At 54.1% G+C, this 17201-nt stretch carries 20 protein-coding genes; 6 read left to right on the top strand and 14 right to left on the bottom strand.

The genetic code is table 11. The features are described from left to right. Positions 1-66: 66 nt before the first annotated feature. Both ftsH and rlmE read right to left on the bottom strand, forming a co-directional pair. A complete protein-coding gene (gene ftsH / locus DSD31_RS02890) occupies positions 67-2001 on the bottom strand; it encodes an ATP-dependent zinc metalloprotease FtsH (RefSeq protein WP_015585660.1) in 1935 nt (644 codons plus the stop codon). Between the two features lie 99 nt (positions 2002-2100). Further along, entirely contained in the window at positions 2101-2730 is a 630-nt protein-coding gene (gene rlmE / locus DSD31_RS02885) for a 23S rRNA (uridine(2552)-2'-O)-methyltransferase RlmE (RefSeq protein ID WP_004106110.1), read from the bottom strand. Positions 2731-2854: 124 nt separating this feature from the next. On the opposite strand from rlmE, the gene yhbY reads away from it, so the two are divergent. Further along, positions 2855-3148 (top strand): ribosome assembly RNA-binding protein YhbY, encoded by a 294-nt coding sequence (yhbY, locus tag DSD31_RS02875; protein WP_004139797.1) that lies wholly within the window; start codon positions 2855-2857, stop codon positions 3146-3148. Between the two features lie 152 nt (positions 3149-3300). On the opposite strand, the gene greA is transcribed toward yhbY, so the two are convergent. Then, positions 3301-3777, bottom strand: a complete 477-nt coding sequence (gene greA, locus DSD31_RS02870) for a transcription elongation factor GreA (protein ID WP_004868107.1) — start codon at positions 3775-3777, stop codon at positions 3301-3303. A 235-nt stretch (positions 3778-4012) separates the two neighbouring features. Here greA and dacB point away from each other — a divergent pair, with 235 nt between their 5' ends. Next, positions 4013-5446 (top strand): serine-type D-Ala-D-Ala carboxypeptidase, encoded by a 1434-nt coding sequence (gene dacB / locus DSD31_RS02865; RefSeq protein ID WP_004868111.1) that lies wholly within the window; start codon positions 4013-4015, stop codon positions 5444-5446. A 120-nt stretch (positions 5447-5566) separates the two neighbouring features. Here the strand turns inward: dacB and cgtA are convergent, their stop codons facing one another. The 4 genes from cgtA to rplU all read right to left on the bottom strand — a co-directional run bounded on the left by cgtA (position 5567) and on the right by rplU (position 8410). Continuing rightward, the gene (cgtA, locus tag DSD31_RS02860; protein WP_004868113.1) at positions 5567-6745 is read right to left on the bottom strand and encodes an Obg family GTPase CgtA; all 1179 of its coding nucleotides are present in this window, start codon (positions 6743-6745) and stop codon (positions 5567-5569) included. A gap of 15 nt (positions 6746-6760) precedes the next feature. After that, positions 6761-7726, bottom strand: coding sequence for a DMT family transporter (locus DSD31_RS02855; RefSeq protein ID WP_015585658.1), 966 nt, complete (start codon positions 7724-7726; stop codon positions 6761-6763). Positions 7727-7821: 95 nt separating this feature from the next. Beyond that, the gene (gene rpmA, locus DSD31_RS02850) at positions 7822-8079 is read right to left on the bottom strand and encodes a 50S ribosomal protein L27 (RefSeq protein WP_003861831.1); all 258 of its coding nucleotides are present in this window, start codon (positions 8077-8079) and stop codon (positions 7822-7824) included. A gap of 19 nt (positions 8080-8098) precedes the next feature. Continuing rightward, positions 8099-8410: a 50S ribosomal protein L21 gene (gene rplU / locus DSD31_RS02845; RefSeq protein ID WP_004106123.1), complete on the bottom strand. Its 312-nt coding sequence runs from the start codon at positions 8408-8410 to the stop codon at positions 8099-8101. A 261-nt stretch (positions 8411-8671) separates the two neighbouring features. On the opposite strand from rplU, the gene ispB reads away from it, so the two are divergent. Next, entirely contained in the window at positions 8672-9643 is a 972-nt protein-coding gene (gene ispB / locus DSD31_RS02840) for an octaprenyl diphosphate synthase (protein ID WP_004868118.1), read from the top strand. Positions 9644-9844: 201 nt separating this feature from the next. Beyond that, on the top strand, positions 9845-10117 hold the full coding sequence (gene sfsB / locus DSD31_RS02835; RefSeq protein ID WP_004868119.1) for a DNA-binding transcriptional regulator SfsB: 273 nt from the start codon (positions 9845-9847) through the stop codon (positions 10115-10117). Between the two features lie 79 nt (positions 10118-10196). On the opposite strand, the gene murA is transcribed toward sfsB, so the two are convergent. The 7 genes from murA to mlaF all read right to left on the bottom strand — a co-directional run bounded on the left by murA (position 10197) and on the right by mlaF (position 15002). Continuing rightward, positions 10197-11456 (bottom strand): UDP-N-acetylglucosamine 1-carboxyvinyltransferase, encoded by a 1260-nt coding sequence (murA, locus tag DSD31_RS02830; protein WP_113990820.1) that lies wholly within the window; start codon positions 11454-11456, stop codon positions 10197-10199. 54 nt (positions 11457-11510) lie between these two features. Further along, complete coding sequence (gene ibaG, locus DSD31_RS02825; protein ID WP_015585657.1) at positions 11511-11765, bottom strand: BolA family iron metabolism protein IbaG; 255 nt, start codon at positions 11763-11765, stop codon at positions 11511-11513. A gap of 136 nt (positions 11766-11901) precedes the next feature. After that, a complete protein-coding gene (mlaB, locus tag DSD31_RS02820) occupies positions 11902-12192 on the bottom strand; it encodes a lipid asymmetry maintenance protein MlaB (protein WP_004868129.1) in 291 nt (96 codons plus the stop codon). Next, positions 12192-12827, bottom strand: a complete 636-nt coding sequence (mlaC, locus tag DSD31_RS02815; RefSeq protein WP_044346932.1) for a phospholipid-binding protein MlaC — start codon at positions 12825-12827, stop codon at positions 12192-12194. Before mlaC ends, mlaB begins: the two co-directional genes overlap by 1 nt. 18 nt (positions 12828-12845) lie before the next feature. Further along, positions 12846-13397 carry an outer membrane lipid asymmetry maintenance protein MlaD gene (gene mlaD / locus DSD31_RS02810; protein ID WP_004868136.1) on the bottom strand — a complete coding sequence of 184 codons (552 nt, stop codon included), beginning with the start codon at positions 13395-13397 and terminating at the stop codon, positions 12846-12848. A 4-nt stretch (positions 13398-13401) separates the two neighbouring features. Beyond that, positions 13402-14184, bottom strand: coding sequence for a lipid asymmetry maintenance ABC transporter permease subunit MlaE (mlaE, locus tag DSD31_RS02805; RefSeq protein ID WP_004868139.1), 783 nt, complete (start codon positions 14182-14184; stop codon positions 13402-13404). Continuing rightward, on the bottom strand, positions 14184-15002 hold the full coding sequence (gene mlaF, locus DSD31_RS02800) for a phospholipid ABC transporter ATP-binding protein MlaF (protein WP_004868142.1): 819 nt from the start codon (positions 15000-15002) through the stop codon (positions 14184-14186). The genes mlaE and mlaF overlap by 1 nt, the downstream gene beginning before the upstream one ends. A gap of 211 nt (positions 15003-15213) precedes the next feature. Between mlaF and DSD31_RS02795 the strand changes: the two genes are divergently transcribed. Both DSD31_RS02795 and kdsD read left to right on the top strand, forming a co-directional pair. Further along, the gene (locus DSD31_RS02795; protein ID WP_004868144.1) at positions 15214-16191 is read left to right on the top strand and encodes a calcium/sodium antiporter; all 978 of its coding nucleotides are present in this window, start codon (positions 15214-15216) and stop codon (positions 16189-16191) included. Then, positions 16188-17192, top strand: coding sequence for an arabinose-5-phosphate isomerase KdsD (gene kdsD, locus DSD31_RS02790; protein WP_369973985.1), 1005 nt, complete (start codon positions 16188-16190; stop codon positions 17190-17192). Before DSD31_RS02795 ends, kdsD begins: the two co-directional genes overlap by 4 nt. The last annotated feature ends 9 nt before the right edge of the window (positions 17193-17201 follow it).

Here is a 17201-nt window from a genome sequence, read left to right as displayed (position 1 = left end):
GAAAAACCCCGGAGCGGCAGGCGCCCCGGGGTTTCGATAGACATAACAACATCAATAGCGGCTAACTTATTTGTCGCCCAGTTGCTCTGACATGGTGTTACCCGGGTTTGGCGTACGCGGTTCATCGACCGGACGCGGCGCACTCGGGGTGCCATTGTTGCCAGAGTTATTGGTGCCGTTCGGATCTTCCCAGCCCGCAGGTGGGCGAACTTCGCGGCGAGCCATCAGGTCATCAATCTGCGGTGCGTCGATGGTCTCATATTTCATGAGCGCATCTTTCATCGAATGCAGGATGTCCATGTTGTCATTCAGAATCTGACGAGCACGGTTGTAGTTGCGTTCAACCAGCGATTTCACTTCCTGGTCGATGATACGTGCAGTCTCATCGGACATATGTTTCGCTTTCGCAACGCTACGACCCAGGAAAACTTCGCCCTCTTCTTCCGCATACAGCAGCGGACCGAGTTTGTCGGAGAAGCCCCACTGCGTCACCATGTTACGTGCCAGGTTCGTCGCGACTTTAATGTCGTTCGACGCACCGGTAGAAACATGTTCCACACCGTAGATAATCTCTTCCGCCAGGCGACCGCCGTACAGGGTCGAAATCTGGCTTTCCAGCTTCTGACGGCTGGCGCTGATAGCATCGCCTTCCGGCAGGAAGAAGGTCACACCCAGCGCACGACCGCGCGGAATAATCGTCACTTTGTGCACCGGATCGTGTTCCGGTACCAGGCGGCCGATAATCGCATGGCCCGCTTCGTGGTATGCGGTGGATTCTTTCTGCGCTTCCGTCATCACCATGGAGCGACGTTCCGCACCCATCATGATTTTGTCTTTCGCTTTTTCGAACTCGACCATCGATACCACGCGTTTGTTGCCACGGGCAGCAAACAGAGCGGCTTCGTTGACCAGGTTCGCCAGGTCAGCACCCGAGAAGCCCGGGGTACCGCGCGCAATGATTGCCGCGTCGATATCAGGCGACAACGGTACGCGACGCATGTGAACTTTCAGAATCTGTTCACGACCGCGGACATCCGGCAGCCCTACAACAACCTGACGGTCAAAACGGCCTGGACGCAGCAGCGCCGGGTCAAGTACGTCAGGACGGTTGGTCGCCGCGATAACGATAATGCCTTCGTTACCTTCGAAGCCATCCATCTCAACCAGCATCTGGTTAAGCGTCTGTTCACGTTCATCGTGACCACCGCCAAGACCAGCGCCACGCTGGCGACCGACGGCGTCGATTTCATCGATGAAGATAATGCACGGTGCCGCTTTCTTGGCCTGTTCGAACATGTCACGCACACGAGATGCGCCCACACCGACGAACATTTCAACGAAGTCAGAACCAGAAATGGTGAAGAATGGTACTTTCGCCTCACCGGCGATAGCTTTCGCCAGCAGCGTTTTACCGGTACCCGGAGGGCCGACCATCAGGACGCCTTTCGGGATTTTACCGCCCAGTTTCTGGAAGCGGCTCGGTTCACGCAGGTATTCAACCAGTTCACCGACTTCCTCTTTCGCTTCGTCGCAACCGGCGACATCGGCAAAAGTGGTTTTGATCTGGTCTTCCGTCAGCATACGGGCTTTGCTTTTGCCGAAGGACATCGCGCCCTTTCCGCCGCCGCCCTGCATTTGCCGCATGAAGAAGATCCAGACGCCGATCAGCAACAGCATCGGGAACCAGGAAATAAAGATGGAAGCCAGCAGGCTCGGTTCTTCCGGCGGTTCGCCAACCACTTTGACGTTTTTCGTCAACAGGTTATCGAGCAGCTTCGGATCGTTGACCGGAATGTAAGTCGTGTAACGGTTACTATCTTTCTTGGTAACGTTGATCTCACGTCCGTTGATACGCGCTTCGCGAACCTGGTCCTGGTTGACCTCTTGCAGGAAGGTTGAATAATCCACCTTACGGCCATTAGACTCGCTGGGCCCAAAGCTCTGGAATACTGACATCAGCACAACGGCAATGACCAGCCAGAGTATTAGGTTTTTCGCCATGTCACTCAAGGGATTAACCTCTTATTACAACTGTGTTAAAAACAGCGTCAGGATACTCTATATCCAGCGTCTTTCAAACTTTCGTTTGAAATCTACCGGTTATGGTTTACGCCCGGTCGCTACAATGTACACTTCACGCGAACGTGCGCGAGAAGAGTCCGGCTTACGAACTTTGACCTTCGTAAACAGGGAGCGAATTTCTCTTAGATACTCATCGAAACCTTCGCCCTGGAACACCTTCACTACAAAACTACCACCCGGCGCTAATACATCACGAGCCATTCCAAGCGCCAGCTCCACCAAATACATGGCCCGGGGAATATCCACCGCCGGTGTTCCACACATGTTTGGTGCCATATCGGACATGACAACCTGCACTTTACTGTCACCTACGCGTTCAAGTAACGCTTTCAGAACTAATTCATCACGAAAGTCGCCCTGAAGGAAGTCCACACCAACGATTGGATCCATAGGTAAAAGATCGCAAGCGATGATGCGGCCGCTGTTTCCGATCTGCGTAACCGCATATTGCGACCAGCCACCGGGTGCAGCGCCGAGGTCAACAATGGTCATCCCCGGTTTAAAAATCTTGTCACTTTGCTGTATTTCATCAAGTTTAAACCAGGCACGGGAACGTAACCCCTTTTTCTGTGCCTGTTGAACATATTTATCGCTAAAGTGTTCCTGAAGCCAGCGGCTTGAGCTGGCAGAACGCTTTTTACCTGTCATTTAACATTCCCGTTTCGGGTTCATCATACTTTGCGACGTAAAAATCGACACGGTAGTTTGGCGATATATGGGAGATGGCGGTAGAATGAACCGTTTTCAATCCCAACGTAAGCAAAAAAATACGATGAATCTGAGTACTAAACAAAAACAGCACCTGAAAGGTCTGGCACATCCGCTCAAGCCGGTAGTTATGCTTGGCAACAATGGTTTGACCGAAGGGGTACTGGCCGAGATCGAACAAGCGTTAGAGCACCATGAGCTCATCAAGGTGAAAATCGCATCGGAAGACCGCGAAACTAAAACCTTGATCGTGGAAGCTATCGTGCGCGAAACCGGCGCCTGTAACGTACAGGTCATCGGTAAAACGCTGGTCCTGTATCGCCCAACTAAAGAGCGTAAAATCTCGCTGCCACGCTAAGAATATCCTGAATCTCGACACAACTTTGTGTAAAACGAGGGATTTCTACGGGTAGACGAGCAAAATGCCATGCTCCGGACGTTGATAAAAGGCCGCTATGCGGCCTTTTTCCTTTCTTTACAATCCATCAACATGGTAGCGGGAAATACGGATTAAAGGTACTCGACCTTGATAATTTCGTATTCTACTTCGCCGCCTGGTGTGCGGATTGTCACTACATCGTCCTGTTCTTTACCGATCAAACCACGGGCAATCGGTGAATTCACAGAGATCAGATTTTGCTTAAAATCAGCTTCATCATCACCCACGATGCGGTAAGTCTGTTCTTCATCGGTATCGAGGTTCAGGACCTTTACCGTTGCACCAAAAATCACCCGCCCGTTGTTCGGCATTTTGGTGATATCGATAACCTGTGCATTGGACAGCTTAGCTTCAATATCCTTAATACGGCCTTCGCAGAAACCTTGCTGCTCGCGGGCTGCGTGGTACTCAGCGTTCTCTTTCAGATCGCCATGTTCGCGCGCATCGGCAATAGCAGCGATGATTTCAGGACGACGAACGGACTTCAGAAAATCCAGTTCTTCGCGAAGTTTTTCAGCACCACGTAAGGTCATCGGAATAGCTTGCATTTGTTATACCTCTTTATCATTCCTTCATAGAACGGACGCCGCCGTTCCGCCACCAGTCAGGCCTTCAGCAGGACAGGAGCAAAAAGAAAACCAACCCGGAAAACATTCCCCAGGTCAGCAGCAATTTTCAATTTGATACGTATTTTACCCTGAAGTTCACTATGGGTCATCGTTTACTTTACAGGGTGTTGCACCGTAGTATGACGGCCTGGTTTCAGGTTGTTAGCGCGAGATTATGCGATTTCCCAGATTTATCATCGGATTGACCGCCGGTATAGCGTTTAGCGCTCAGGCGGCGAACATTGACGAATATATCACCCAGCTGCCTGCGGGTGCTAACCTCGCCTTCATGGCGCAGAAGGTTGGCTCCCCGACGCCGGAGATAGATTTCCACAGTCAGCAGATGGCGCTCCCCGCCAGTACCCAGAAGGTGATCACTGCGCTGGCTGCTCTGCTGCAGCTCGGGCCGAACTTTCGTTTTACCACCACGCTGGAAACCAAAGGCAGCCTTGATGGCGGCGTGCTAAAAGGCGACCTGATTGCCCGTTTTGGCGGCGATCCCACGCTGAAACGTCAGGATATTCGCAATATGGTGGCGACGCTAAAAAAAGCGGGCGTCCAGCGGATCGAGGGGAACGTGTTGATTGATACCTCGGTCTTCGCCAGTCATGACAAGGCCCCAGGCTGGCCGTGGAACGACATGACGCAATGCTTTAGCGCCCCGCCGGCGGCTGCTATCGTCGATCGTAACTGTTTTTCTATCTCACTTTATAGCGCGCAGAAACCTGGCGATCTGGCCTTTATTCGCGTCGCATCGTACTACCCGGTGACGATGTTTAGCCAGGTAAGAACGCTGGCCCGCGGCTCCGCGGAGGCCCAGTATTGCGAACTCGACGTGGTGACCGGCGACCTGAACCGCTACACCCTGACGGGTTGCCTGCCACAGCGTAGTGAGCCCTTACCGCTGGCTTTCGCCATTCAGGACGGCGCAAGCTATGCGGGAGTTATCCTGAAGTCCGAACTGACCCAGGCAGGGATTACCTATAGCGGGACGCTGCTGCGCCAGACTCTGGCGAACGATCCGGGAACCGTGCTGGCTACGACGCAATCAGCTCCGCTGCACGATCTCCTGCGAATCATGTTAAAAAAATCAGACAACATGATTGCGGACACCGTCTTTCGCACCATTGGTCACGCTCGTCTTGGCGTTCCAGGGACCTGGCGTGCCGGTTCGGATGCGGTGCGCCAGATCCTGCGTCAACAGGCCGGCATTGATCTAGGAAATACGATTATTGCCGACGGTTCCGGTCTGTCGCGGCATAACCTGATTGCTCCGGCGACCATGATGCAGGTGCTGCAATATATCGCCCAGCACGATAATGAACTCAACTTCATCTCCATGCTGCCGCTGGCTGGCCACGATGGCTCGCTGCAGTATCGTGCAGGCCTGAATCAGGCTGGGGTCGATGGAAAAGTGTCGGCCAAAACCGGTTCTCTGCAGGGCGTTTACAACCTCGCAGGTTTCATCACTGCCGCCAGCGGGCAAAAAATCGCCTTCGTACAATACTTATCAGGCTATGCGGTACCACCTGCGGATCAGCGCAACCGCCGGATCCCGCTGGTACGCTTCGAGAGTCGCTTGTATAAGGATTTGTACCAGAACAACTAATACGAAAGGGCCGCATCAAATGCGGCCCTTTTTAGTGCGCTCTGAACCGCTTCCCGGCATATCCCGGGCAGCAGTCCCGCCGTCGCCCCGATCGGCAATGTACCGGGGCACTCCAGCAGCTTAACGCTTATAGATGAACTCAACGCCTTCTTCGTCGTCTTCGTCCCAGTCGTCATCCCAGTCTTCGTCGTCTTCGACTTCAACTTCGGCTTCTTCAAGCTGCTGACGGTGGTAGTCGTCCCACATAAACTCGACTTTTTCAGGCGCTTTCTCTTCCTGTGCATGAACGATTGGGTTTTCGATGATAAAGGTCATCACGTCCCAGCACAGATCTTTCACGCCCTGCTGACTTGCCGCGGAGATCAGGTAGAACTTCTCTTCCCAGCCCAGCGCATCGGCAATGGCTTTCGCCTTCGCTTCAGCTTCCGCTTTATCCATCAGGTCAATCTTATTGAAGACCAACCAGCGTGGTTTTTCAGCCAGCTTCTCGCTGTATTTTTCCAGCTCACCGATGATAATGCGCGCGTTCTCAACCGGATCGGAACCGTCGATCGGTTCGATATCGATGAGGTGCAGCAGCACGCGACAGCGTTCAAGGTGCTTCAGGAAGCGAATACCGAGGCCTGCGCCTTCCGCTGCGCCTTCGATAAGCCCAGGAATATCCGCAACAACGAAGCTCTTCTCGTTATCCATACGCACAACGCCAAGGCTCGGCACCAGCGTGGTAAACGGATAATCAGCCACTTTCGGCTTCGCCGCAGAAACGGCGCGAATGAAGGTAGATTTACCGGCATTCGGCATACCCAGCATCCCGACGTCTGCCAGCAGCATCAGCTCCAGCTGCAGATCGCGCTTGTCACCCGGCGTCCCCATCGTTTTCTGACGCGGGGTACGGTTGACGGACGATTTGAAACGGGTGTTGCCCAGACCGTGCCAGCCGCCTTTAGCGACCATCAGACGCTGACCATGCTTAGTCATATCGCCCATGACTTCGCCGGTGCCTTGATCGATAACACGGGTCCCTACAGGCACTTTGATCGACACGTCTTTACCACGTTTACCGGTACAGTCGCGACTCTGGCCATTCTGTCCACGCTCAGCGCGGAAGGATTTTTCAAAACGGTAATCGATCAGGGTGTTCAGGTTTTCGTCCGCTTCCAGCCAGACATCACCACCATCACCACCGTCGCCGCCGTCCGGGCCGCCTCTCGGGATATATTTTTCACGGCGGAAGCTAACGCAACCATTGCCGCCATCACCTGCTACGACCAGGATTGTTGCTTCATCAACAAACTTCATTTTACTCTCCGAAAATCATTCGCCTGAGCGGGGCAGCGGTACAACCGCTTCACGCTTACGTAAGCCACCCCAAAGACGGTGGCCTATGGCGGAATACATCGCGCCCGCAACCACGACAAACGCACCGAGATAACCTAACAGGTTTAACATCGGTCTGGCGAAAACATCGGGCCAGGCCAGTGATAATAAATCTGAAAAAAGCAGCGTAAACAATGGCGTTAAGGTAATCAACGCGCTCACCTGAGCTGCCTGCCAGCGCGCCATGGCTTCCGCCAGCGCACCGTAGCCTACCAGGGTATTTAACCCGCAGAAAATCAGGCACGCCAGTTGCCAGTTGCTTAACGCCAGAACTTGTGAGAGCGTCGCCAACGGCAGCAACGCTATCGTACATAAAGTGTACAGCAAAAAGAGGATCTGCTGTGACGCCAGGCGGCGTAATAACACCTTTTGCGCGACGCCGTAGCTGACCCAAACCGCAGCCGCTGCAACGCCAAAAATTACCCCCCACGTGTAATCCGTCAGGCGGGTAAAAATCTCAATCAGGCTGGTGTTAAAGAACATCACCAGCCCGCAAATCAACATCAGCGCCCCCACAACCTGGGTACCGCGCATTTTCTCCTTAAGGATGAATACGCTGGCCACCATCATGCCGACCGGAGATAGCTGTCCGATCACCTGAGAAGCCGTGGGGCTAAGATATTGCAGGGAAGAGCTGAACAGAATGAAGTTACCAAACAGGCCGCCCGTCGCAATAGCCAGTAGTACCAGCCAGCGCGGTTTGCGAAAGAGGCGCAGCGGCGGCAGTTTACCTCTGATAGCGAGGATTGTGCCAAGGCCGATACTTGCCATCAAAAAGCGATAAAACACCACCGTCGGCGGCGCCATCACTTCAAGAACCTGCTTCATTGCAATTGGCAACGCACCCCAGCACATCGCGGTGGTGAGGGCCAAAAGAATGCCAATGCCGGCCTGCTGCTTCATACCCGTTTTCCCTGCAGAAAAATATCCGGGATTCTAATGTAAAAAGCCCCGCAACACGTTGCGGGGCTTTAATCCGTTACCGGACCACGAAAAACTTACTCAGCAACGATGCTGATGTATTTACGGTTATTCGGGCCTTTAACTTCAAATTTCACTTTACCGTCTGCTTTAGCAAACAGAGTGTGGTCACGACCGCAACCTACGTTGGTACCTGCGTGGAATTTGGTGCCACGCTGACGAACGATGATGCTACCCGCCAGAACGGATTCGCCACCGAAACGCTTAACGCCCAGGCGTTTAGCTTCTGAGTCGCGACCGTTACGAGTTGAGCCGCCAGCCTTTTTATGTGCCATTTAAATCTCTCCTCAGGTCTTAGGCGCTGATGCCAGTAATTTTCACATCAGTGAACCACTGACGATGGCCCTGCTGCTTACGGTAGTGTTTACGACGACGAAACTTAACGATTTTAACTTTCTCGCCACGACCGTGAGCAACAACTTCAGCTTTGATTACGCCGCCCTCAACGAAAGGAACGCCGATCTTGATTTCTTCACCGTTTGCGATCATCAGCACTTCAGCGAACTCAACAGCTTCGCCAGTTGCGATGTCCAGCTTTTCCAGGCGAATGGTCTGACCTTCGCTTACTCGGTGTTGTTTACCACCACTTTGGAAAACCGCGTACATATAAAACTCCGCTTCCGCGCACCTCTTTGTGTGATTCAGAGTGCGCTATAAATATTCACAATAGGGCGCGAATATTACGCAAAACGCGAGCCTTTGACAAGAGCGATTAGCGATCAACGCAGAAAAAAAAACACAACTTTCACGCTAACGTTTATCTATGGCAATTTTTCAGTACAATCATAGCTTCGTTTAATTCTATCTTAATCCTTCTGTGAACCCACCTGGATTCGCGGTAACAGGACATGTGGCCCGGCTTTTGCGATGAATTTAGAAAAAATCAATGAGTTAACCGCGCAGGATATGGCGGGTGTCAATGCGACAATCCTTGAGCAACTTGACTCAGATGTTCAGCTTATCAATCAATTAGGCTATTACATCGTTAGCGGAGGCGGTAAACGTATTCGTCCGATGATTGCGGTTCTTGCCGCCCGGGCAGTGGGTTACCAGGGCGACGCGCACGTCACTATTGCCGCACTGATCGAATTTATTCATACCGCCACCTTGCTGCATGATGATGTCGTTGATGAATCCGATATGCGCCGCGGCAAGGCGACGGCAAACGCCGCTTTTGGCAACGCAGCCAGCGTGCTGGTTGGTGATTTTATCTATACCCGCTCTTTCCAGATGATGACCAGCCTCGGCTCGTTAAAAGTGCTGGAAGTGATGTCTAAAGCCGTTAACGTCATTGCCGAAGGCGAAGTGCTGCAGCTGATGAACGTCAACGACCCGGATATCACTGAAGAAAACTATATGCGGGTCATCTACAGCAAAACAGCCCGTCTGTTTGAAGCCGCAGCACAGTGCTCAGGCATCCTGGCCGGTTGTACCGCCGAACAGGAGCAAGCGCTTCAGGACTATGGTCGTTATCTCGGCACGGCATTCCAGCTGATCGACGATTTACTGGACTACAGCTCTGATGGCGAACGTCTCGGCAAAAACGTGGGTGATGACCTGAACGAAGGCAAACCGACTTTACCGTTATTGCATGCCATGCGTCATGGCACTCCAGAGCAGTCAGCGATGATTCGCGGAGCGATTGAACAAGGCAACGGGCGTCACCTTCTCGACGCGGTTCTCGAGACGATGGCGGCCTGCGGCTCACTGGAATGGACCCGTAAACGCGCGGAAGAAGAAGCGGACAAAGCCATTGCCGTGCTTCAGGTCTTACCGGATTCCCCGTGGCGTGAAGCGCTTATCGGTCTTGCCCATATTGCGGTTCAACGCGACCACTGATCTCCCCAGCCCCGTTCCCGCGCCTGTCGCGGGAACGCCCCACAAAGTTCCAGTAAAATCCATATATCGCCTTGCCTCCTGGTATATTCCGAATATAAAGACACCTTACAAGAACTTGTTAGAACTTAATTAAACCTGGGAGTATAGTCATTCCGTTGCTCATATATCAGGCAATTGGGATCATCACCACCAGGAGAATTTATGGAAAAGTTCATCGACTGGCATCCGGCAGATATCATTGCTGGATTGCGCAAAAAAGGGACGTCGCTGGCAGCGGAGTCGCGGCGTAACGGCTTGAGTTCTTCAACGCTGGCGAATGCATTGACCCGGCCGTGGCCAAAAGGTGAGCTGATTATTGCTCATGCGCTGGATACCAAACCGTGGATTATCTGGCCCTCACGCTATCATGACCCGGTGACGCATCAGTTTATCGACAGAACGCAAATGATACGTCAGAAGAAAGAGAGCCAATGAAAGCGGTTCGCTGAGTCAACAGAACGGAATAAAAAAACAGCCCCCTGACACACGTCAAGGGGCTGTTATCACGACAGAGTTACTCGCCTTTCACGCGTTCGATATTCGCGCCCAGCGCCTGCAGTTTATCTTCGATGCGCTCGTATCCACGATCGATGTGGTAGATGCGATCGACAATCGTGGTGCCTTCCGCGATACAGCCGGCCAGGACCAGGCTTGCTGACGCACGCAGGTCGGTTGCCATCACCTGCGCACCGGAGAGCTGCGCCACGCCGTGGCATATCGCCGTATTGCTTTCGATCTCCGCGTGTGCACCCATACGGATCAGTTCCGGAATATGCATGAAACGGTTTTCAAAGATCGTTTCGGTAATCACGCCGGTCCCTTCCGCAACCAGGTTCAACAGCGTGAACTGCGCCTGCATGTCGGTCGGGAAACCCGGGTGTGGCGCGGTACGCACATTGACGGCTTTCGGGCGGTTGCCGTGCATATCCAGGCTAATCCAGTCTTCGCCGATTTCGATATCGGCGCCCGCATCGCGCAGCTTGGCCAGTACGGCATCCAGGGTATCAGGCTGTGCGTTGCGGCAAACAATTTTACCGCCGGAGATTGCCGCAGCGACCAGGAAAGTACCGGTTTCGATACGGTCAGGCAGAACGCGATATACGCCGCCACCCAGACGTTCTACGCCTTCGATGGTGATGCGGTCAGTCCCCTGACCTTTAATTTTCGCGCCCAGCGCGTTGAGGAAGTTCGCCGTATCGACGATTTCCGGCTCGCGAGCGGCGTTTTCAATCACGGTGGTGCCTTCCGCCAGCGTCGCGGCACTCATAATGGTCACGGTCGCGCCGACGCTGACCTTATCCATCACAATATGCGCGCCTTTAAGACGTCCGTTAACCGACGCCTTCACATAGCCTTCTTCCAGTTTGATCTCTGCGCCCAGCTGCTCAAGGCCAATAATATGCAGATCGACCGGACGCGCACCGATAGCACAACCGCCCGGCAGTGAAACCTGTCCCTGACCAAAGCGCGCCACCAGCGGGCCCAGCGCCCAGATAGAAGCACGCATCGTTTTGACCAGATCGTACGGCGCGCAGAAGACGTCGACCGGACCCGCATCGATCCAGACTGACCCATTGCGCTTCACTTTGGCGCCAAGCTGGCTCAGCAGTTTCATCGTGGTATCGATGTCTTTCAGTTTTGGTACGTTCTGGATCTCAATCGGCTCATCTGCCAGCAGGGCGGCAAAGAGGATCGGCAGGGCGGCATTTTTCGCACCGGAGATGGTGACTTCCCCCTGGAGGCGTGTCGGCCCCTGAACACGGAATTTATCCATTGATTCTGTTCTCTGTTAAGAATTCACATACGCTGCGGGGAACATCCCTGCAGCTTAAAAGCCGTTGAGTTTGCGGTCCCGGGCCCATTCTTGCGGGGTAAATGCTTTGATCGACAGAGCATGAATGCGGTTGTCGGCAATGTATTCCATCAGCGGAGCGTAGACAGCCTGCTGTTTCTTTACCCGGCTCATGCCGTCAAACATCTCACCCACAGCAATAACCTGAAAGTGACTGCCATCGCCAGAGACGTGGACTTCCTGAAGGGAGAGTGCGTTCATCAGCACGGTCTGAATTTCATGATTTTCCATGGGTTCAAATTTTATCTGGTAGTGAAAATAGCCCAACATCTTAGAGGAAAGTGGCGCGGTCTTAAATAAGCAAAAAGCCCCATCGAAGATATTGATGGGGCTTTCAGGATAACCTCAGCAGTAACGCACTGAAAAACTATGGGATCATATCGGCGGGAAGGTTGTAAAGACTGGCTAAAGTTTGCAGGTTGTCGCTCTTACCAATCAGTTTCGCCTCCCGGCCCTGGTGACGAATTAACGCCACAAAGTGCATCAGCAGCGCCAGGCCGGCGGTATCCACCCGGGTTAGTGCGCTCAGGTCGATAGTCGACACGCCATCGGTCGCCTGCGCACGGGCTTCCCAGAGCGGGACCAGCAGATCCTGGTCCAGCTCCCCGTGCAGCGCCAGTCGCTCGCCGTCGCGAGTCCAGCTCAGCTGCCCGGTCATTATTTTTTCTGTTCCAGAGTGATCGGCTGCGCGGAGATCGCCTTCAGTTGCGCGGTCAGGCCATCAACGCCTTTGGTGCGCAGCAGATCGCTCCACTCGTTTTGTTTGGTGGTGATCATGCTCACCCCTTCGGCAATCATATCGTAAGCCTGCCAGTTACCGGTCTGGGTGTTTTTACGCCACTGGAAATCCAGGCGTACCGGAGGGCGGCCATTGGGATCGACGATCGTCACGCGAATAGGGACGATCGTTGCATCGCCCAGCGGTTGTTCCGGAGCAATCTGGTAAGTTTGACCATGGTACATAGCCAGCGCCTGGCCGTAGGCCTGCTTCAGGTATTCACGGAAGGCGACAAAGTAGGCTTCGCGCTGCGCCGGGGTCGCATCTTTATAATACCGGCCCAGAACCAGCGCGCCGGCATACTTCACCTGGACATACGGCATCAGCTCCTGGTCAACGATATCACGCAGATAGTTCGGGTTAGCCTGAATCTTCGGCTGTTCATTTTTCAGACGATCGAAGGTCTTCTGCGCCGCTTCGTTCATCAGCTTATAGGGATTGGACTGATCCGCCGCCGTAGCAGCCGTCAAGGGAGCAATCACCAGCATGGCGATCATCAATAAACGTTTAAACATAGGGTGTCTCTCCTGAAATTAATGCGTCGTGGCGGCCGGTGGCGTGGCGTCAGTATGACTCTCTGTCGCTGCCGAATCATCGCCAGAATTCTTATTGTCACTGCCCTTACTGCTATAAAGGAACTGACCAATCAGGTCTTCCAGAACCATGGCTGACTTGGTGTCCTGAATAGTGCTGCCATCTTTAAGGATAGACGTCCCCAGTTCCGGATCGTCGAAACCGATATTCAGCGCCAGGTACTGTTCTCCCAGCAGGCCTGAGGTACGAATAGCCAGCGAGCTGGAATCAGGAATATGGTTGTAGCTCTCATCAATATCGAGCGCAACGCGCGGCAGGTAGGTTTTCGGGTCAAGCGTAATATCCGCAACCCGGCCCACGACCACACCGCCAATGCGGACCGGAGAACGCGCCTTCAGCCCACCAATATTGTCAAAGGTCGCATAGATACGGTACGTCGGTTCGGTACGTAAAGAGGTCACGTTGGCGGCTTTGAGACAGACAAACAGCGCAGCCAGCAACGCAACCAGTAAGAACACACCTACCCAGATTTCACTTTTTTTCGTTTGCATGAACTCAATTCCCAAACATCAGCGCAGTCAGCACAAAATCCAGCCCCAGAACCGCCAGCGACGAATGCACCACGGTACGCGTCGTTGCCCGGCTAATCCCGGCGGAAGTGGGGATAGCGTCATAACCATTAAATAACGCAACCCATGTCACCGTAATGGCAAACACCAGACTCTTAATCAGGCAGTTAACCAGGTCCATTCGCCAGTCAACGGCATTTTGCATCGCAGACCAGAAGAAGCCACTGTCGATCCCCTTCCAGCTTACGCCCACCAGCGAGCCGCCCCAGATGCCCACGGCGACAAAAATAATGGTCAACAGCGGCAGCGAGATAACCCCTGCCCAGAAGCGAGGGGAAATCACGCGCCGCAGCGGATCGACCGCCATCATTTCCATGCTGGAGAGCTGTTCGGTCGCACGCATCAGGCCAATTTCCGCGGTCAGCGCGGAACCCGCACGCCCGGCAAACAGCAGCGCAGCAACCACCGGCCCCAGTTCGCGCAGCAGGGATAACGCCACCAGCATGCCTAAACTGGTTTCCGCACTATAGGTGGTGAGCACCAGATAGCCCTGCAGCCCCAGCACCATGCCGATAAACAGCCCCGACACGATGATAATCAGCATCGATAGCACGCCAACGTTGTAGAGCTGACGGACCAACAGCGGCGCATGCTTACGAAATTCCGGCTTGCCCACTACCGCATTGAAAAGCATTAATCCGGCACGCCCGAAAGCCGCGGTCGTTTTAATTCCCCGGTGTCCGAGTGATGCCAGCACATTTAGCAGCATCAGTTGCTCGCTCCCTTGCCTAATAAATCATGCTGATAGTCCCCGGCCGGATAGCGGAACGGTACCGGACCATCGGCAATACCATCAATGAACTGGCGAACCCGCGGGTCGCCGTTTTCACGCAGCGACTGCGCGCTGCCGTGAGCCACGATTTTTTTGTCCGCCACGATATACGCGTAATCAGCAATGCTCAGCACTTCTGGCACGTCATGTGACACCACGATACAGGTCACGCCCAGCGTGCTGTTGAGTTCTGAGATCAGCTTAACCAGCACGCCCATGGTGATGGGATCCTGTCCGACAAACGGTTCGTCGAACATAATCAGGTCCGGCTCCAGCGCAATAGCCCTGGCCAGGGCGGCGCGGCGCGCCATCCCGCCTGAGAGTTCAGAAGGCATTAATTTCGCCGCTCCGCGCAGCCCGACCGCTTCAAGCTTCATCATGACGGTCGTATGCAGTAACGCCTCCGGCAAACGCGTATGTTCACGTAGCGGGTAGGCTACGTTATTGAACACGTTCATATCGGTGAACAGTGCTCCGGACTGGAACAGCATGCTCATGCGCTTACGCACGGTATACAGGCGCGAGCGTGACATCTGCGGCACGTTTTCACCATCGAACAGGATCTCACCTTTATCCGGCGGGATCTGCCCACCGATCAGGCGCAGCAGCGTCGTTTTACCGATCCCCGATGGTCCCATAATCGCCGTGATCTTACCGCGCGGCACTGACAGCGAGATATCGTCAAAGATGACGCGATCGCCGCGAGAGAAGCGGATACCGCGTACTTCGACCAAATTCGCCAGAGTTTGGCTCATAAAATCATCCTTACTAAACATCCCTCGGGCTAAGCATGGCGCGTACCTTCGCCACAAACCCAACATTTTTACAGAATCTTACCTGCCTGGGTTAGCGAAAGCTGGCATTTGTTTTACTTTTGACAAACATAAAGTCAAAATTAAGAATTCGTTACGCTGCAGATGGACCGCTACAGCGAATCAACGATTATACCTGAAGAAAGGACTTTAGATGCTCTTAGCGACGGCTCTGTTAATAATTGGTTTACTGCTGGTAGTCTACAGCGCCGATCGTCTGGTCTACGCCGCTTCAATACTTTGCCGCATGATAGGGATCCCCCCGCTCATTATCGGGATGACGGTGGTAAGTATCGGCACCAGCCTGCCGGAGATCATCGTTTCCGCCGCTGCGTCTCTGCACGGACAGACCGATCTGGCGATCGGCACGGCGCTCGGATCCAATATTACCAATATATTATTAATACTCGGCCTCGCTGCCTTGTTGCGTCCATTTACCGTGCATTCTGATATCCTGCGCCGCGAGTTACCGCTAATGTTGCTGGTCAGTTTGCTGGCAAGCTTTGTGCTGTACGATGGGCAACTGTCCCGTATGGACGGTCTTTTCTTACTGGCGCTCGCCCTGCTGTGGCTGCTGTTTACGATTAAAATCGCCCGGCTGGCGGAACGTCAGGGCAGCGATAGCCTGACCCGGGAACAGATGGCGGAGCTTCCGCGGGAAGGTTCGCTTCCCGTGGCCCTGCTCTGGCTGGGTGTAGCCATGATTGTGATGCCCATGGCAACCCGAATGGTCGTGGATAATGCTACCGTGCTGGCAAACTACTTCGCTATCAGCGAGCTCACCGTCGGCTTAACGGTGGTGGCGATCGGCACCAGCCTGCCGGAACTGGCAACGACGATTGCCGGGGCGCGAAAAGGGGAAGACGATATCGCTATCGGGAATATTATCGGCGCGAATATCCTGAATATCGCCCTGGTTCTCGGATTACCGGCACTGATCGCCCCGGGAGCATTCGCACCGGAGGCCTTTACGCGCGACTATGCCGTGATGCTGTTCGTCAGCGTGATATTCGTCCTGCTATGCTGGCGTCGCAAATGGCAACCCGGTCGCCTGGTGGGTGCGCTGCTGGTCGGCGGTTTTGTGGTTTGGTTGGCGATGCTGTACTGGGCAGCACCGCTCTTCGTTGAATGAATCGGGATAACACTATGTCGCAAATAGATTTGCCAACGGATTTTGACTTTCAACGGGTAGGACGTGAAGTTCTGGAAATTGAACGTGAAGGTCTGGCTCAACTCGATCAGTACATTAATGAAGATTTCACTCATGCCTGCGAGAAGATCTTCCGCTGCGCGGGCAAAGTCGTGGTGATGGGGATGGGCAAATCCGGCCATATCGGGCGTAAAATGGCGGCGACGTTTGCCAGCACCGGTACGCCGTCGTTTTTTGTGCACCCCGGCGAAGCGGCCCACGGCGATTTAGGCATGGTGACGCCGAAGGATGTGGTTATCGCGCTCTCGAATTCCGGCGAGTCGAACGAGATCCTGGCGCTGATTCCGGTACTTAAACGCCTGCAGGTGCCTCTTATCTGCATGACCAGCCGTCCGGAAAGCAGCATGGCGCGCGCCGCGGACATCCATCTTTGCGTGAAGGTACTGAAAGAAGCCTGCCCGTTAGGGCTGGCCCCGACCTCCAGCACCACCGCCGCGCTGGTTATGGGCGATGCGCTGGCGGTTGCCCTGCTGGAAGCGCGCGGCTTTACCGCTGAAGATTTTGCGCTGTCGCACCCTGGCGGCGCACTGGGTCGTAAGCTGCTGTTGCGGGTCAATGATATTATGCATACGGGTGATGAAATCCCGCACGTCAATGTGCAGGCCACCTTGCGCGATGCGCTGCTGGAAATCACACGTAAAAATTTAGGCATGACGGCTGTCTGTGATGATGACATGAACATCATCGGTATTTTCACCGATGGCGACCTGCGCCGGGTGTTTGATACCGGGGTCGATATGCGTAATGCCAGTATTGCCGATGTCATGACACCGGGCGGCATTCGCATTCGCCCCGGTATTCTTGCCGTCGATGCGCTGAACCTGATGCAATCTCGCCATATCACCTGTGTGTTAGTTGCCGATGGCGACCGCCTGTTGGGTGTGGTACATATGCACGATCTCCTGCGCGCAGGCGTAGTGTAAGTAAGGATA

It is taken from the genome of Klebsiella sp. X13 (genome assembly GCF_003323835.1).
In the GTDB taxonomy this organism is placed as follows: domain Bacteria; phylum Pseudomonadota; class Gammaproteobacteria; order Enterobacterales; family Enterobacteriaceae; genus Klebsiella; species Klebsiella ornithinolytica.
The sequence above is the reverse complement of the archived record's forward strand: the minus strand, read 5'-3'. Positions and strand labels throughout refer to the sequence as shown.

Coding starts and splice junctions, on each gene's coding strand:
- greA (WP_004868107.1), bottom strand. CDS start 3,777: ATGCAAGCTATTCCGATGACCTTACGTGGTGCTGAAAAACTTCGCGAA.
- mlaC (WP_044346932.1), bottom strand. CDS start 12,827: ATGTTTAAACGTTTATTGATGATCGCCATGCTGGTGATTGCTCCCTTG.
- rpmA (WP_003861831.1), bottom strand. CDS start 8,079: ATGGCACATAAAAAGGCTGGCGGCTCAACTCGTAACGGTCGCGACTCA.
- rlmE (WP_004106110.1), bottom strand. CDS start 2,730: ATGACAGGTAAAAAGCGTTCTGCCAGCTCAAGCCGCTGGCTTCAGGAA.
- DSD31_RS02855 (WP_015585658.1), bottom strand. CDS start 7,726: ATGAAGCAGCAGGCCGGCATTGGCATTCTTTTGGCCCTCACCACCGCG.
- kdsD (WP_369973985.1), top strand. CDS start 16,188: ATGAATCGGGATAACACTATGTCGCAAATAGATTTGCCAACGGATTTT.
- ibaG (WP_015585657.1), bottom strand. CDS start 11,765: ATGGAAAATCATGAAATTCAGACCGTGCTGATGAACGCACTCTCCCTT.
- mlaD (WP_004868136.1), bottom strand. CDS start 13,397: ATGCAAACGAAAAAAAGTGAAATCTGGGTAGGTGTGTTCTTACTGGTT.
- dacB (WP_004868111.1), top strand. CDS start 4,013: ATGCGATTTCCCAGATTTATCATCGGATTGACCGCCGGTATAGCGTTT.
- rplU (WP_004106123.1), bottom strand. CDS start 8,410: ATGTACGCGGTTTTCCAAAGTGGTGGTAAACAACACCGAGTAAGCGAA.
- cgtA (WP_004868113.1), bottom strand. CDS start 6,745: ATGAAGTTTGTTGATGAAGCAACAATCCTGGTCGTAGCAGGTGATGGC.
- mlaE (WP_004868139.1), bottom strand. CDS start 14,184: ATGCTGCTAAATGTGCTGGCATCACTCGGACACCGGGGAATTAAAACG.
- ftsH (WP_015585660.1), bottom strand. CDS start 2,001: ATGGCGAAAAACCTAATACTCTGGCTGGTCATTGCCGTTGTGCTGATG.
- yhbY (WP_004139797.1), top strand. CDS start 2,855: ATGAATCTGAGTACTAAACAAAAACAGCACCTGAAAGGTCTGGCACAT.
- mlaB (WP_004868129.1), bottom strand. CDS start 12,192: ATGACCGGGCAGCTGAGCTGGACTCGCGACGGCGAGCGACTGGCGCTG.
- murA (WP_113990820.1), bottom strand. CDS start 11,456: ATGGATAAATTCCGTGTTCAGGGGCCGACACGCCTCCAGGGGGAAGTC.
- sfsB (WP_004868119.1), top strand. CDS start 9,845: ATGGAAAAGTTCATCGACTGGCATCCGGCAGATATCATTGCTGGATTG.
- ispB (WP_004868118.1), top strand. CDS start 8,672: ATGAATTTAGAAAAAATCAATGAGTTAACCGCGCAGGATATGGCGGGT.
- mlaF (WP_004868142.1), bottom strand. CDS start 15,002: ATGAGCCAAACTCTGGCGAATTTGGTCGAAGTACGCGGTATCCGCTTC.
- DSD31_RS02795 (WP_004868144.1), top strand. CDS start 15,214: ATGCTCTTAGCGACGGCTCTGTTAATAATTGGTTTACTGCTGGTAGTC.